The organism is Micromonospora trifolii (assembly GCF_050516465.1).
Classification (GTDB): Bacteria; Actinomycetota; Actinomycetes; order Mycobacteriales; family Micromonosporaceae; genus Micromonospora; species Micromonospora trifolii.
Window position 1 is genome coordinate 7,079,984 of record NZ_CP191526.1, and the last position, 14,722, is coordinate 7,094,705.

The 14,722-nt window shown below is 72.7% G+C and carries 15 protein-coding genes; 10 read left to right on the top strand and 5 right to left on the bottom strand.

Annotation, left to right across the window (positions count from 1 at the left end; translation table 11 throughout):
* Positions 1–81 precede the first annotated feature (81 nt).
* The 7 genes from ACQRWP_RS33050 (at position 82) to ACQRWP_RS33080 (ending at position 6,636) form a co-directional block, all read left to right on the top strand.
* On the top strand, positions 82–933 hold the full coding sequence (locus ACQRWP_RS33050; protein WP_430500043.1) for a DUF559 domain-containing protein: 852 nt from the start codon (positions 82–84) through the stop codon (positions 931–933).
* 365 nt (positions 934–1,298) lie between these two features.
* The gene (locus ACQRWP_RS33055; protein WP_430500044.1) at positions 1,299–1,964 is read left to right on the top strand and encodes a response regulator transcription factor; all 666 of its coding nucleotides are present in this window, start codon (positions 1,299–1,301) and stop codon (positions 1,962–1,964) included.
* On the top strand, positions 1,961–3,025 hold the full coding sequence (locus ACQRWP_RS33060) for a sensor histidine kinase (protein WP_430500045.1): 1,065 nt from the start codon (positions 1,961–1,963) through the stop codon (positions 3,023–3,025). The genes ACQRWP_RS33055 and ACQRWP_RS33060 overlap by 4 nt, the downstream gene beginning before the upstream one ends.
* Before the next feature lie 73 nt (positions 3,026–3,098).
* Positions 3,099–4,109 (top strand): threonine ammonia-lyase, encoded by a 1,011-nt coding sequence (locus ACQRWP_RS33065; protein WP_430500046.1) that lies wholly within the window; start codon positions 3,099–3,101, stop codon positions 4,107–4,109.
* Positions 4,106–5,230, top strand: coding sequence for a D-alanine--D-alanine ligase family protein (locus tag ACQRWP_RS33070; protein WP_430500047.1), 1,125 nt, complete (start codon positions 4,106–4,108; stop codon positions 5,228–5,230). Before ACQRWP_RS33065 ends, ACQRWP_RS33070 begins: the two co-directional genes overlap by 4 nt.
* Complete coding sequence (locus ACQRWP_RS33075; protein ID WP_430500048.1) at positions 5,227–5,904, top strand: M15 family metallopeptidase; 678 nt, start codon at positions 5,227–5,229, stop codon at positions 5,902–5,904. The genes ACQRWP_RS33070 and ACQRWP_RS33075 overlap by 4 nt, the downstream gene beginning before the upstream one ends.
* Positions 5,905–5,961: 57 nt before the next feature.
* On the top strand, positions 5,962–6,636 hold the full coding sequence (locus ACQRWP_RS33080; protein ID WP_430500049.1) for a hypothetical protein: 675 nt from the start codon (positions 5,962–5,964) through the stop codon (positions 6,634–6,636).
* 39 nt (positions 6,637–6,675) lie between these two features.
* Here the strand turns inward: ACQRWP_RS33080 and gabT are convergent, their stop codons facing one another.
* Positions 6,676–7,947 carry a 4-aminobutyrate--2-oxoglutarate transaminase gene (gabT, locus tag ACQRWP_RS33085; protein WP_430500050.1) on the bottom strand — a complete coding sequence of 424 codons (1,272 nt, stop codon included), beginning with the start codon at positions 7,945–7,947 and terminating at the stop codon, positions 6,676–6,678.
* Between the two features lie 3 nt (positions 7,948–7,950).
* The gene (locus ACQRWP_RS33090; RefSeq protein ID WP_124856987.1) at positions 7,951–9,387 is read right to left on the bottom strand and encodes a gamma-aminobutyraldehyde dehydrogenase; all 1,437 of its coding nucleotides are present in this window, start codon (positions 9,385–9,387) and stop codon (positions 7,951–7,953) included.
* Between the two features lie 142 nt (positions 9,388–9,529).
* Between ACQRWP_RS33090 and ACQRWP_RS33095 the strand changes: the two genes are divergently transcribed.
* Entirely contained in the window at positions 9,530–10,969 is a 1,440-nt protein-coding gene (locus ACQRWP_RS33095) for an aldehyde dehydrogenase family protein (protein WP_430500051.1), read from the top strand.
* Positions 10,970–10,986: 17 nt separating this feature from the next.
* On the opposite strand, the gene ACQRWP_RS33100 is transcribed toward ACQRWP_RS33095, so the two are convergent.
* Positions 10,987–12,228 (bottom strand): SUKH-3 domain-containing protein, encoded by a 1,242-nt coding sequence (locus ACQRWP_RS33100; protein ID WP_430500052.1) that lies wholly within the window; start codon positions 12,226–12,228, stop codon positions 10,987–10,989.
* Positions 12,229–12,306: 78 nt separating this feature from the next.
* On the opposite strand from ACQRWP_RS33100, the gene ACQRWP_RS33105 reads away from it, so the two are divergent.
* Together ACQRWP_RS33105 and ACQRWP_RS33110 are read left to right on the top strand one after the other, a co-directional pair.
* Positions 12,307–12,729, top strand: coding sequence for a YbaB/EbfC family nucleoid-associated protein (locus tag ACQRWP_RS33105; RefSeq protein ID WP_430500053.1), 423 nt, complete (start codon positions 12,307–12,309; stop codon positions 12,727–12,729).
* Complete coding sequence (locus tag ACQRWP_RS33110; RefSeq protein WP_430500054.1) at positions 12,726–13,058, top strand: hypothetical protein; 333 nt, start codon at positions 12,726–12,728, stop codon at positions 13,056–13,058. The genes ACQRWP_RS33105 and ACQRWP_RS33110 overlap by 4 nt, the downstream gene beginning before the upstream one ends.
* 83 nt (positions 13,059–13,141) lie before the next feature.
* On the opposite strand, the gene ACQRWP_RS33115 is transcribed toward ACQRWP_RS33110, so the two are convergent.
* Together ACQRWP_RS33115 and ACQRWP_RS33120 are read right to left on the bottom strand one after the other, a co-directional pair.
* Positions 13,142–13,558, bottom strand: a complete 417-nt coding sequence (locus tag ACQRWP_RS33115; RefSeq protein ID WP_430500055.1) for a hypothetical protein — start codon at positions 13,556–13,558, stop codon at positions 13,142–13,144.
* 414 nt (positions 13,559–13,972) lie between these two features.
* Positions 13,973–14,110 carry a hypothetical protein gene (locus tag ACQRWP_RS33120; RefSeq protein ID WP_430500056.1) on the bottom strand — a complete coding sequence of 46 codons (138 nt, stop codon included), beginning with the start codon at positions 14,108–14,110 and terminating at the stop codon, positions 13,973–13,975.
* Between the last annotated feature and the right edge of the window lie 612 nt (positions 14,111–14,722).

The window sequence follows — 14,722 nt, forward strand, 5'->3', positions numbered from 1 at the left end:
TTGTGCACAGGGCGGGTGGTTATCCACAGGACGCTCTGTCGGGGTCGAGGGGTTCGAGCTGGTGCAGCAGATTTTTGCGGCATGGCAGAGCCTTTGTATCGATACTCCGAGTTACTCGCGGCCGGCCTCAGCCGGGAACGACTGCGCAGGTTGACCGAGCTGTCCCGCCTGCACCGGCTGTCGCGGAGCATCTACGCGCCATCGGCCGACCAGGCCGGACGCCTACCGGCAATCTTCCGGCGGCTACCCGCCAGCGCCGTCGTCGGCTTTCATACCGGCGCGCAACTGCATGGCTTTGGCGACACGCGAAGCGCCAACGTGCACGTGATCGTGCCGGCGGGGGAGAACGTCCCGCGTATCCGAGGCGTCGTTACCCACGAAGCGGTGCTGCCGGTGCGTGATCCGGTGCTGCTGGCCGGAGTGCCCTGTGCCCCCGCCGCCAGATGCGCGGTGGACCTGGCCCGCTCGTTGCAACGAATGGAAGCGATGCCGCTGCTGGATCTTTGCCTTCGCGTAGGCGCCTGTCAGCCCGACGACCTCAGGGTCGAGGTCGCTCGGCACGATCGTCTGCGTGGAGTCTGCCAGGCGCGCGATCTCGTGCCACGCGCCGATCCTCGGGCAGAGTGTCGGCAGGAGAGCCAGCTTCGCCTGGTGCTGATGGACGGCGGTCTGCCAACGCCGGAGCCACAGGTCTGGGTCTCGGACCGCAACGGGATACCGCTCTACCGCCTGGATCTCGGGTACCGGCGACACCGCGTCGGTGTCGAGTACGACGGTTCGTCCCATCTGGACCGCGTCCGCCTCCGGCACGATCGCGCTCGATCGAACTGGCTCGCCGCCAACGGCTGGCAAATGCGCCACTTCACGGACCAGGACCTCTACCGGCGCCCCGCCCACATCATCCGAACCTTGATCCCCCTCCGCTGCCCCTAGCTGCCGCCCGCGCCCCCGCCCCGCCCCCGCCCCGCCCCGCCCCGCCCCGTCGATCATGGAGTTCTGGTGCCTCATATAAGGCGCGAAACGGGAGTCAACGCCCACCACAACTCCATGATCGACGGGGGTGGGGTGGGGTCTGTGCTTTTCGTGACTCAGCTCACTCCTGGGCGTCAACCGTCGTGGCCTTCGGGGACGGACGACGCAGATGGCGCGACACGGACACGAAGTCGACCAGGACTGGCTTGCGGTGGTTTGCCCGCTGGACAGCCGCGTGGAGGATGGCTGCGGCGGGTGCTTACAGAACCCTTAACCCGGGCCTGCGACGGTATGCCGGGCAAGCCGAACTGGGGGAGCGGACAAACGTGCGGGTGCTGGTGGCGGACGACGAGCGGTTGTTGGCGGACACGGTGGCCGAAGGGCTGCGCCGCCTCTCGATGGCCGTCGACGTCTGCTACGACGGTGACGGCGCGCTGGAGCGGGTCGGCGTGAACCGGTACGACGTCGCGGTGCTGGACCGGGACATGCCCGGGCACACCGGCGACGAGGTGTGCCGCAGCATCACCGACTCACAGGTCGGCACCCGGGTGCTGCTGCTCACCGCCGCGGCCGGCATCCGGGACCGGGTCGAGGGCCTCGGCCTCGGCGCGGACGACTACCTGACCAAGCCGTTCGCCTTCGCCGAGTTGGTGGCCCGGGTGCAGGCCCTCGGGCGACGGTCCACCCCGGCGCTGCCACCGGTGCTCGCCCAGGACGGCCTGACGCTGGACGTGGGCCGGCACCTGGCGACCCGGGACGGCCGCCCGCTCGCGTTGAGCCCCAAGGAGTTCGCGGTCCTGCATGTGCTGCTGCGCGCGGACGGCCAGGTGGTCAGCGCCGAGGAGTTGCTGGAGCAGGCCTGGGACGAGTTCGCCGACCCGTTCACCAACGCCGTACGGGTCACCGTGATGACCCTGCGCAAGAAGCTCGGCGATCCCGCGATCATCCACACCGTTCCGAAGGCCGGCTACCGCATCGGCGGCACGGCGTGAGCTGGACGCCCCGACGTCGGGTGCTGCTGGTGGGGCTGCTGGCGCTGCTGGCCGGCCCGATACTGCCGACGATGGGCAAGTGGCTGTCGGAGGTGACCTGGACCTGGGGGCAGCAGTTCTGTGACCTGCCCATGCCCGGGTTGTCGTCGGTGTGCCGCAACGTGCGACCGGGGGCGTTCGTGCTGCCCCTGGCGGCCGTCCTGCTCGTGACACTGGCCGTCCTGGTGGGGCTCTGGTTCGCCGCGGTGTGGTGCCTGCGCCCGGTCGCTGACCTGGCCGGGCCGATCGGGCACCTCGGCCCGCAGAACCTCGGTCACCGGATCCGGCCCCGGGGCAGCGACGAGTTGGCCCGGCTGTCCCGGGCGATCGACGAAATGATGGAACGCGTCTCCGCCGGGTACGAGGGGCAGCGGCGGTTCGCCGCGAACGCCTCGCACGAGCTGCGGACGCCCCTCGCCGTGCAGCGGACGCTCATCGAGGTCGGCATGGCCAGGGCGCTCAGCGGCGAGCAGTTGGAGCTGCTGACCAGTCAGCTGCTGGAGACCAACGAGCGCAACGAACGCCTGATCGAGGGCCTGCTCGCGCTCAGCGAGAGCGACCAGGGCCTCCGTTCGCGGATACCGCAGCGGTTGGACACGATCGTCGAGGCGGTGCTGGCCGGGCACCTGGACCGGGCCCGGGAGGCCGGGGTCACCGTGGAGACCCATCTCGAACCCCGGGTCGTCGTCGGCGAGCGGGTGCTGCTGGAACGCCTGGTCACCAACCTGGTGGAGAACGGGATCAAGTACAACCGGCCGGGCGGCTCACTGACCGTCGTGGTGAGCGGCGTGCCCGCGCTGTCCGTGGTCAACACCGGCCAGCCCGTGCCGGCCGAGGCGGTGGCCGGCCTGTTCGAGCCGTTCCGCCGACTCGCCCGGGACCGGACCTCGCAGGGCGGCGGGGCCGGCCTGGGCCTGGCCATCGCCCGCTCGATCACCCAGGCCCACGACGGCATCATCGCGGCCCGGCCCGCCGAGTACGGCGGCCTGCGGGTCGACGTCCAGCTACCAACCTTGAACTGACACTTCCACCCACCTTTCCCGGGGTCCACGTACCGCTGGACCCCGCCTGTGGTGTGCCCGAAAAGGAGAGACGATGACACGCACCGTTGGCCAGGTCCGGGCCGATGTCGAGGAGGCCAGCCGCTGGCTTGCCGGCCGCGTGGTCCGCACACCCGTGCTGCGCTCCCCGGTGATCGACGAGCTTGCCGGGGCGCGGGTCCTGCTCAAGGCGGAGAACCTCCAGAACGGCGGCTCGTACAAGATGCGGGGCGCGCTGCGCGCGGTCGGTCGACTCGCCGCGGCCGGCCACACCGGGGTGATCGCGCAGAGCACCGGCAACCACGCGGTCGCGGTGGCGTTGGCGGCCCGGCAGCACGGGCTCGCGGCGACAGTGGTGCTGCCGGTCGACGCGGCATCGACGAAGGTCGACCGGGCGCGCGCGGCGGGGGCGCGGGTGGTGTTCGCCGGCACCGCCGTCGAGGAGCGGGTGGCGGTGGCCGACGGGCTCAGCGACGAGAGCGGTCACCCCGTCATCGACGCGTACGACCACCCGGACGTGATCGCCGGGCAGGGCACCGCGAGCCTGGAGCTGATCGAGGACGCCGAGCGCTTGGGGACGCCGTTGGACGTGTTGGTCGTACCGGTGGGTGGTGGTGGCGGGGTGGCCGGCGCGTGCCTGGCTGCCGCCGGCTCCGGCATCGAGGTGTACGGCGTGGAGCCGGTGGGCTGCGACTCGCTCGCCCGCAGCCTGGCGGCAGGTGTTCGCGTGCCGGTCGCGCCGGCGCCCACCATCGCGGACGGGCTGCGGCCGTCCTGCGTGGGTGAGCTGCCGTTCGCCATCGTCCGGGAGACGCTGCGCGGGGTCGTCCGGGTCGACGACGACGAGATCGCGGCGGCCTTCCGGCTGATCCTGACGGAGCTCAAGGTGCTCGCCGAGCCGTCCGGGGCGGCCGGCCTGGCCGGCGCCCTCCGGCTTCCACCGGCAGGAGACCGAAGGCGGACGGTCGGCGTGGTGCTGACCGGCGGAAACGTGGAGGCGGCGCTGGTGGCCCGGTTGATGGCCCCGCGATCCGCCGACCTGGCTGAGGAAGGGGCGGCGGCGTGAGCGCGCCAGTTCGGATCGGAATCCTGTTCGGTGGACCGTCGGCGGAGCACGAGGTGTCCTGTGCCTCCGCGCTCGGGGTGGCCCGGGCGCTCGCCGGCGGCGGCTACCGCACGGTCGCCATCGGCGTCACCCGCAGCGGCGGGTTCCGGCTGATGCCCGACGCGCTGCTGGCCGAGTTGCGCGACCGACCGGCCGGCGAGCGGGCCATCGACGACCAACTGGTGGTGACCGGGCCGGCCGTCGAGTTGCGGGCCGGTCCGCGTCCGGGCGTCGTGCAGGTGTCCGCCGGTAACGCCCCCGGCGCGGTGCACGCCGAGCTGGACGTGGTCTTCCCGGTGCTGCACGGCCCGTACGGCGAGGACGGTGTGGTGCAGGGGCTGCTCGAGTCACTGAACGTGCCGTACGTCGGGTGCGGCATTCTCGCCTCGGCGGTGGGCATGAACAAGGTGGCGATGAAGCGGGCGCTGCGCGCCGAGGGCATTCCCGTCACCCCGTACGTGTCGTTCGACGCGCAGACCTACCGGGCGGTCGACGACCCGGAGAAGTTGGTGACCGGGCTGAGCCGGCCACTCTTCGTCAAGCCGGCCAGCATGGGTTCGTCGATCGGCATCTCCCGCGTCGGCGAGGGTGACGACCTGACCGCCGCCGTGGAGGAGGCGCTTCGCCACGACCAGCTCGTCATGGTCGAGCAGGGCGTCGCCGGCCGGGAGCTGGAGTGCGCGGTGCTCGGTGGCTGGCGTCCCGAGGCGTCTGCGGTGGGTGAGGTGCAGGTCACCGGCGGCTGGTTCGACTACCAGCAGAAGTACTTCGGCGACGCCGACCCGATGATCGTTCCCGCCGCGCTGCCGGACGAGGTGACCGCGCGGGTCCGCGAGCTGTCACTGCGGGCGTTCGCCGCGATCGGCGGTTGGGGTCTGGCCCGGGTCGACTTCTTCTACGACGCCGTCGAGCTGTACGTCAACGAGCTGAACACGATGCCCGGCTTCACCGCACACTCGATGTACCCGAAGGTGTGGGCCGCCGTCGGGGTCAGCTACCGGGAGGTGGTGGACCGGCTCGTCGAGTTGGCCCGGGTCCGGCACGCGGAACGGTCCGCGAGCACGGCGGGGAGCATCCGATGATCCTGCTCTCCGATCCCCGGGTGGCGGCCGTGCCCAGCGCCGACGACGGCGAGGAGTTCGTGGACCTGCGTGAGCTGCCGGAGTTGCGGCTCGACGGCCGGGCGGCCGACCCGGCCGGGGCGTACTCCCGGTTGCGCGCCGGTGTCGTGGACCGCCTGCTGGCCGCGCAGCGTGCCCTGCCCGGTGGGCTGCGGCTGCTGGTGGTCGAGGGCTACCGGCCGTACCAGGCGCAACTGGCCATCTTCACCGGCTACCGGGACGAGCTGCGCCGACGGCACCCGGACTGGTCACCGCAGCGGCTGCACCGGGAGACCACGAAGTTCGTTTCACCGGTCGAGGTGGCCCCGCACAGCACGGGCGGCGCGGTGGACCTGACGCTGTGCACCGACGACGGGGTGGAGCTGGACCTGGGCACCGCCATCGACGCCACCCCGGAGGACAGCGCCGACGCCTGCTTCACCGACGCGCCGACGATCGGCGGCACCGCCCGTCGGTATCGGCAGATCATGGTGGACGCCCTCGGCGGCGCGGGGATGGTGAACTACCCGACGGAGTGGTGGCACTGGTCGTACGGCGACCGTTACTGGGCGCTGATCACCGGTGCCCCGCACACCCGGTACGGGCCGGTGGACCTGGCCGCCGCACGATCGATACCCGTGCCGGCTGAACGGTAGGACGCTCCGGTCCGTACCGGTGAGTGAAGGACACCACCGAGGACGGGAGTGACGGCGATGAGGGTGCAGCGCAGGCACGTGCTGGCAGCGAGCGTGGCGGTGCTCGCCGCGGTGGGCGTGTCGGTGGGGACCAGCTTCGGGTTCGCCGACACGGCCCCGGCACGGTCGTCGGTCTGCTCCGGCTCGGTCACCTTTTCGGCGGAGGGCGGGGCGCCGGCGGCGACCAGCGACCGGTTCCCGGTGGGGACCCGGCTGCGGGTGACCAACCTGGACAACAACCGGGCGGCCACGGTGACGGTGACCGGCCCCTCGGGCAGCTGCGTGCTGCTCAACGCGGCGGCCATGGAGCTGGTCCGCGAGCCGGGGAAGAACGTGATCCGCCGCAACGTGGTGGAACGCGTCAACGGCGCGGCCCCGCCCGCCGGCGCTCCGGCCCCCGGTACCGTCCGTCCCGGCGCCGCATCGCCCGGCGCGCCCGGCCCGGCGCCCCAGTCGGCGTGCTCGGGCGCGATCACCTTCTTCGAGGAGGCGGCCGGGCCGGCGGCGACCAGCGGGCAGTTCCCGGTGGGCACCCGGCTGCGGGTGACCAACCTGGACAACAACCGGGCGACCACTGTGACGGTGACTGGCCCGTCGGGCAGCTGCGTGCTGCTCAACTCCGCCGCCATGGAGCAGATCCGCGAACCGGGCAAGAACCTGGTGCGCCGCAACACGGTCGAGGTGCTTCGCTGACCTTGGCGGAGGGGCCCGTGCACCAGGCCCCTCCGCCGCTCAGCCGAAGGCGGCGTCGAGCAGGTCGGCACCCCGCCCGAGTTGCCCGTCGGAGATCACCAGCGGGGGCAGGAAGCGCAGCACGTTGCCGTACGTGCCGCAGGTCAGGGTGAGCAGGCCGGCGGCGTGACAGGCCGCCGAGATCGCCGCGGTGGCGACCGGGTCGGGGGTGAGGGTGCCCGGCAGCACCAGCTCCACGGCGAGCATCGCGCCCCGGCCGCGTACCTCGGCGACCCGAGGATCCCGCTCGGCGATGGCCCGTAGCCGGGGGACCAGCACCGACTCGATCCGTCGGGCCGCACCGGCCAGGTCCAGCTCGTGCATGGTCTCGATGGTGGCCAGCGCGGCGGCGCAGGCGATCGGGTTGCCGCCGTACGTGCCGCCGAGCCCACCCACGTGCACCGCGTCCATCAGCTCGGCCCGACCGGTCACCGCAGCCAGCGGCAGGCCACCGGCGATGCCCTTGGCCAGGGTCACCAGGTCGGGCTCGACGCCCTCGTGCTGGCAGGCGAACCAGTCACCGGTACGGCAGAAACCGGTCTGGATCTCGTCGGCGACGAAGACCACCCCGGCCGCCGTCGCCCAGGCCCGCAGCGCGGGCAGGAAACCCGGCGCGGGTACGACGAAGCCGCCCTCGCCCTGGATCGGCTCGATGAGCAGCGCGGCGACGTTTTCCGCGCCGACCTGCTTCTCGATCATCTCGATGGCGCGGGTCGCCGCCTCCGCGCCGGAGAGCCCGCCGTCGCGCAGCGGGTACGACATCGGCACCCGGTAGATCTCCCCGGCGAACGGCCCGAACCGGTGTTTGTACGGCATGTTCTTCGCGGTCAACGCCATGGTCAGGTTGGTCCGGCCGTGGTACGCGTGGTCGAACACGACGACCGCCGGCCGCCCGGTGGCGTGGCGGGCGACCTTCACCGCGTTCTCCACCGCCTCCGCGCCGGAGTTGAACAACGCCGAGCGCTTCTCGAACCCGCCGGGCGTCAAGGCGTTGAGCTGCTCGCACACCGCCACGTACGACTCGTACGGCGCGACCATGAAGCAGGTGTGGGTGAACCGCTCCACCTGCGCCCGGACCGCCTCGACCACCCTCGGCGCCGAGTTGCCCACGCTGGTCACGGCGATGCCGGCGGCGAAGTCGATCCACTCCCGGCCGTCGACGTCGGTGATCGTCCCGCCGGACGCGTGGTCCACGTAGGACGGGAGGACGCTGCCGACACCCCGGGCCACGGCATCGCCGCGCCGCTTGTGCAGCTCCTCGCTCGACGGCATGGGTCAGCTCCCCAGGTTGTGCATGACGTGCTTGATCCGGGTGTAGTCCTCCAGGCTGTAGACCGAGAGGTCCTTGCCGTGCCCGGAGTGCTTGAAGCCACCGTGCGGCATCTCGGAGACGAACGGGATGTGCGTGTTGACCCAGACGCAGCCGAAGTCCAGTCGACGGGTCATCCGCATGGCCCGGCCGTGGTCCCGCGTCCAGACCGACGCGGACAGGCCGTAGTCGACGCCGTTGGCCCAGCGCACCGCCTCGTCCTCGTCGGAGAAGCGCTGCACGGTGATGACCGGCCCGAACACCTCGTCCTGGATGATCTCGTCGGCCTGACGCAGCCCGGAAACCACCGTCGGCGCGTAGAAGTAGCCGCGTTCGCCCTGCCGGGACCCGCCGGTCTGGATCGCCGCGTGGTCCGGCAGGCGGTCCACGAAGCCGCTGACCCGGGTGAGCTGGTTGGCGTTGTTCAGCGGACCGTAGAGCACGTCGGCGTCGTCCGGGGCGCCGGTCTTCGTGTTGCGGGCCTGCTCGGCGAGCGCCGCCACGAAGTCGTCGTGGACGCCGGGGCCGGCGAGCACCCGGGTGGCCGCCGTGCAGTCCTGCCCGGCGTTGAAGTAGCCGCCCAACGCGATGGCCTCGGCGGCCGCCGCCACGTCCGCGTCGTCGAAGATCACCACCGGGGCCTTGCCGCCCAACTCCAGGTGGGTGCGCTTCAGGTCGGGGGCCGCCGCGGCGGCGACCTCCATGCCCGCGCGGGTCGAGCCGGTGATCGACACCAGCTGCGGGGTCGGGTGCGACACGAGGGTACGACCGGTGTCCCGGTCGCCGCAGACCACGTTGAACACCCCCGGCGGGAAGAACTCGGCGGCGATCTCGGCGAGCAGCAGCGTCGACACCGGGGTGGTGTCCGACGGCTTGAGCACCACAGTGTTGCCGGCGGCGAGCGCGGGGGCGATCTTCCAGACCGCCATCATCAGCGGGTAGTTCCAGGGGGTGACCTGCGCGCAGACGCCGATCGGCTCACGCCGCACGTAGGAGGTGTGCCCGGCCAGGTACTCCCCGGCGGACCGCCCCTCCAACATCCGGGCGGCACCGGCGAAGAACCGGAACTGGTCCACCGCCGGAGGAAGCTCCTCCTCGGCGGTGAGCTGGCGGGGCTTGCCGGTGTTGCGGACCTCGGCGTCGACCAGCTCGGCGGCGCGCGCCTCCACGGCGTCGGCGAGCTTGAGCAGTGCCCGCTGCCGCTCGGCGGGAGTGACCTCCCGCCAGCTCTCGAACGCGGTGGCGGCGGCGCTCATCGCCGCGTCCACGTCGGCGGCGCCGGAGACCGGGGCCTGGGCGAACACCTCACCCGTGCAGGGGTCGACCAGATCGGCGTAACCGCCATCGGACGGGTCGACGTAGGAGCCGTTGACGAAGTTGCGCAGCTGCTGCTGGTCACTCATGAGGGATCACTCCGAGGGGGCCGGGGGCGCGATTCTGCGGCGGTTATCGCAATCTCTCTGCCATCTTCGCTACTGAATTCGCGGCAGACAAGGTTTATCGCGACTGTTTCCGTCGGCAGGTCGCTCGGCTACTCTGCTCGGCGTGGAGCCCGCAGCCTTCTTCGTCGCCTCCCGCCCCGCCACCGGCGAGGGTGAGCTGACCGTCCACCACCCGTACGACGGCCGCCCGGTGGGGCGTACCACAGTCGCCACGCCCGACCAGGTCGACGCCGCCGTCGCGGCGGCGGCCGGGGTGGCCGCGCAGGCCGCGGTCCTGCCCGCGCACGCCCGCGCGGCGGCCCTCGACCACGTGTCCCGGCGGCTCGCCCAGCGCGCGGACGAGATCGCCGCCCTGATCACCGCGGAGAACGGCAAGCCGCTCAAGTGGGCCCGCGCCGAGGTCGGGCGGGCGGTGTCGACCTTCCGCTGGGCCGCCGAGGAGGCCCGCCGCTTCTCCGGCGAGTTGCAACGACTCGACACCGACCCGGCCGCCGGCGGGCGGATCGCCCTGGTCCGCAGGGTGCCGCGCGGGCCGGTGCTGGGCATCACGCCGTTCAACTTCCCGCTCAACCTCGTCGCCCACAAGGTGGCACCGGCCATCGCCGTCGGCGCGCCGATCATCGTCAAGCCCGCGCCCGCGACGCCCCTGACCGCGCTGCTGCTCGGCGAACTGCTGGCCGAGACCGACCTCCCGGCCGGGATGTTCTCGGTGCTGCCGCTGCCCAACGACCGCGCCGCCGAACTGGTCACCGACCCCCGGCTACCGGTGGTGTCGTTCACCGGCTCCGGGCCGGTCGGCGCGGCCATCCGCCGCGCCGCGCCGCAGAAACACGTGACGCTGGAGTTGGGCGGCAACGCCGCCGCGGTGCTCTGTGCGGACTGGACCGCCGACGAGGACCTGGACTTCGCCGCGCAGCGCATCGCGACGTTCGCCAACTACCAGGCCGGCCAGTCGTGCATCGCGGTCCAGCGGGTGTACGTGCACCACGCCCTGCACGCCGACTTCCTGCCCCGACTGGTGGCGGCGGTGCGGGGGCTGCGGACCGGGGACCCCGCGTCCGAGCTGACCGACGTCGGGCCGATGGTGTCCGAGGACGCCGCCCGCCGGGTCGAGACGTGGGTGGCCGAGGCCGTCGCCGCTGGCGGCACCGTCGAGGTGGGCGGCCTCCGCGACGGCGCGACCTACCCCCCGACCGTGCTCACCGGCGTGCCGGCGAACGCCAAGGTCGTGGCCGAGGAGGTCTTCGGGCCCGTGCTGGTGGTCGCCCCGGTCACCGACGACCAGGCCGCGTTCGCCGCGGTCAACGACTCGGCGTACGGCTTGCAGGCCGGCGTCTTCACCCGGCGCCTGGACGTGGCCTTCGCCGCCGCCCGCGCGCTGGAGGTGGGCGGTGTGATCGTCGGCGACGTGCCGTCGTACCGCGCCGACCAGATGCCCTACGGCGGGGTGAAGGGCAGCGGCGTCGGCCGGGAGGGGCTGCGCAGCGCGATGGACGACTACACCGAGCCCCGGGTCATGGTGCTGACCGGCCTCGCGCTCTAGGTAGGCAACGCGCCGGGCTATTCGGCCTGCCAGGTGCCGTCGTCGTGCACCCGGGCGGGGGCGCGGCCGAGCAGCAGGGTGGTCAGCGCGGCGTCGATGGTGTCGCCGAGGAACCACTCGCCGGCCTGGTCGAGCGCGAAGACCCGGCCGCGCTCGTCCACCGCCAGGATGCTGTCCTGCTGCTCGGTGCCGATCGGAAAGAGGCGTACGCCGAGCACCGCGCCGAAGTCCGCGAGGGTGTCGGCGGTGTGCGCGATGGTGTGCGGGCGGATGTCGAAACGGGAGATCCACACCTGCTCGCCCCGGCCGCGCCGCGCGCCGACCAGGCTGGGGAACGCGGTGAGCGCCTCCACGGCGGCGGGAAAGACCTCGTGCCGATGGTTGCGCCCCGGCACCGACGTGACGTCCCGTACGGCGGCGGCGGCCATGATCTGATCCCCGATGTGTGGCCGCCAGCCGGCCGCCACCAGCGCGTTCGCGACCTCCGCCGGGAACCGCCCAGGATCGGGGTCGGGTGCCTCCGGCGCCTGCCAGGTCTCGGTGTAGGCGCGAGCCGACTCCGGCAGGACGTTCGCTCGCACCAGGAAGGAGATGCACGAGTCGCAGGGCCGCTCGGCGGGCCCACCAGCGGGATCGCCCGGCTCACGGACCCGGAAGATCTCGAAGCGGGCGCCCTCCAGAAGCGCCGCGGCCTCGGCCCGCCCCATCGGCGCGATGCCCTCGGCGGCGCGGCGGTGGTCGTACTCGTGCAGGACGTCGGAGATCACGATCAGCTCGGCGTGAGCCTCCCCACCGCGAACCAGCTCGCCCGGTGGCAACTGGTCGAGATAGTCGCGGACCAGCGGGTGATGGTTGAGTGGCACGTCGGCCTTCGTGCCCTGGGCCGTCCAGAGCCGTCCGTCGATGGTCAGGTGCGCGGCGGTGTTCGGGGTGGCGCCCCGATGGATTTCCCGGAGCAGCAGGCTCGACGGGTCGACAGTGCGGGGAGCGGTCGGCCCAGCGGGCTGGCTGCGCCGGTACAGCTCCGCCACCACAGTGCTCGGCACCCGAGGCCAGGTGGTGACCTTGCCGGTCTGCTTGTCGATGACGGTCGTCGGCAGGTCACCCGGCACCGTGCGCACCTCGGTGGGCACGACGGACGTGATGACCCACCCCAGGTCGAACTCGTCGACCATGGCGGTGCATTCGTGGCCGAGACGCTGCGAGTCACGGCGGGCCCAGGTGGCCGCGAGCTGCTCGGCCTGTTGACGGTCGATCACGCATTGAAACTACCGGACTACACGGATCGATGGCGGCCGGTATTGTCTTGCTCTACCGACGGTGACGGGAGGGCGGCGGTGGACGAACAGGCGGACCGGGGCGTCAATCGCGAGCTACGGGCCCGATTCGACGACGTTTACGGGCAATACCAGCAGCTCAGATCCGGTTTGGACACACTCCAGACGCGACTCGCCGCGCTGCGGGTGACCCGCCGGTCGGCTGACGGGCAGGTGACGGCGACAGTGGGCGCGCAGGGCCAGTTGATCGAGGTCGAGCTGACGCCGGCCATCTACCGGGACCGCGACGCTGACGCGCTCGGCCGAAAGGTCACCGAAACGATCCGGGCCGCCGCGACCGCCGCCGCCGACGCCACCCGCGACCTCGTCGCCGAGAGCATGCCGGCCGGCTCCGGAACGATGGACTTCCTCAAGACCGGCGATTACGCCACGCTGCTCGGTCGGGCCGACGCCGTACTCGGCAAAGGTGAGGCGAAGCCATGACCGACGGGCAGCTCTGGCTCGATCCGTCCCGGGCCCTCCGGGGTGGTGCCGACCTGGCGCTCGCCGGCGAGGCGGTGACGGCCCGCCGTGCGGCGGAGGGAGGCGCGATCGAGGCCGCCAGCGGCGCTCGGCCCTGGGGTCGAGACGACATCGGCGCCGCCTTCGAGCGCAACTACCGCGGGTTCGAGCAGACCGTGCTGCGGGCGTGGGCCGGCGTCGGGCACCGGCTCACCGAGCTGGGCAGCGACGTGGTCGAGGCGGTCGACGCGAGCGTGCAGACCGACGGGGCCAGCGCCGCCCGGGTCGGTCGGGCCGCCGACCGGCGCTGACGGCCGACGATCCCGATGAGCGTGCTGCCGAGCCCCATCCCGCACCCGCTGGACTACGCGCCGTGGGACGTGCCCGGCTGGATCTACGAGGCCCTCGACTGGGTGGTCGGCGTGCAGTGGCCGGAGGGCAACGAGCGGGCCGTCTGGGACGTCGCCGACCAGTGGTACGCGGTCGCCTCCGTGCTCGCCGGGCCGCACGCCGACGCCGCCGCGGCCGCCGTCGAGGTGCACAACGGGTACGGCGGCGTCGGGGCTGTCGACGCGGCGTTCGAGGCGGCCTGGCGGGGGATCGCCGAGGGCGCCGACGCCCCGCTGCCCGTGCTGCTCGCGGTCACCGCCGACCTGGGTCGACTGGTCGAGGAGTGCGGTTGCGACATCGAGGGCGCCAAGCTGGAAGTCTGGATCGAGCTGGGCATCCTGGTCATCGAGTTGCTCACCGTGGCGGTGGCGGCGGTGTTGACCGCCGGTGCGGCAACCCCGGCCGCCGGTGCGGCGATCACCGCGACGCGGCTGCTGGTTCAACAGATCTTCAAGCGGCTGATGGGCCAACTGGCCAGCAAGTCCCTCAAACACGGGCTCAAGGAGGCCGGCGAGCGGGCCGCCAAGGAGGTCGCCCGAGGTGGTGCACGCGGGCTCGCCAAGCGGGCCGCCCGGGGAGGGCTGGAGGAGGCCGCCGAGGAGGCCGGGGTCACCCTGGCCACGCAGGCGTACCAGAACTCCACCGGGCGGGCACACGGCCTGGACCTGACCGACCTCGGCGCCTCGGCGGTGGGCGGGCTGGCCGGCGGGGCGGTGGCGCCGCTGGCCGGCCTGGGTCGACACGCGACCGGGCGAGCGGCGAAAGTCGGGGAGCACCTGGGGCGGGAGATGACCGGCGAGGTGCTCGCCGAGAGCGCCGCGAGCCTGGCCACCGGTCAGGGCCTGACCTCGATGGAGGACGTGGCGCGCGCCGCCGCGTCCGGGGCCACCGGTTCGGCGACCGGGCAGACCGACCACGCGCTACGCGCCCGGCTCGACGCGCAGGCCAACGCCCTCGCCGGAGCATCGTTCACGGGCCCCTCCCTGCCGCCCGTGCTGCCTGTCGCGGGGGATGCGGCTCTCTCGGGGGTGTCGTCCTCCTCGGGGGCCGCGTCAGCGGCGGTCTCACCTTCGGTGGCGGCTGCGGCTGCGGGGGCTGCCGGTGGTGTGGCTTCGGGTGGTCTGGTTACGGCTGCGGGCGTTCCGGCGCAGGCGACGGAGTCCGTCGCCGCGTCGCCGCCGAACCAGTTGGCTGCGCCGACGTCACCGGTTGTCGAGCAGTCACGGGGAGCCGGGCTGGCGCCTCCGGTCGCGCCCTCACCGATGCCGGTCGGTGCGGTGTCCGAGGTGGACGTGGCGGATCGATCGGTAGGCGCTTCCGAGGCGACACCGTCGACGGGCGGGTCGTTCGGGGACAGAGCGGACGTCCCGCACCCGGTCACGGCCGATCCCACGCTCTCGGCGGTGGGTGCTGACCCGACCACGTCGGCGGTGGGTGCTGACCCGAGCCGGTCTGTGGTGGGTGCTGATCCGAGCCTGTCGTCGGCGGCCGCACCCGTGGCCGGCCCCCTCGAAGCGGGCGGCGGGCCGGCTGCCACCGGTACGCCGCCGGCCCACCCCGGCAGCTCGCCGCACCCCACCACCTC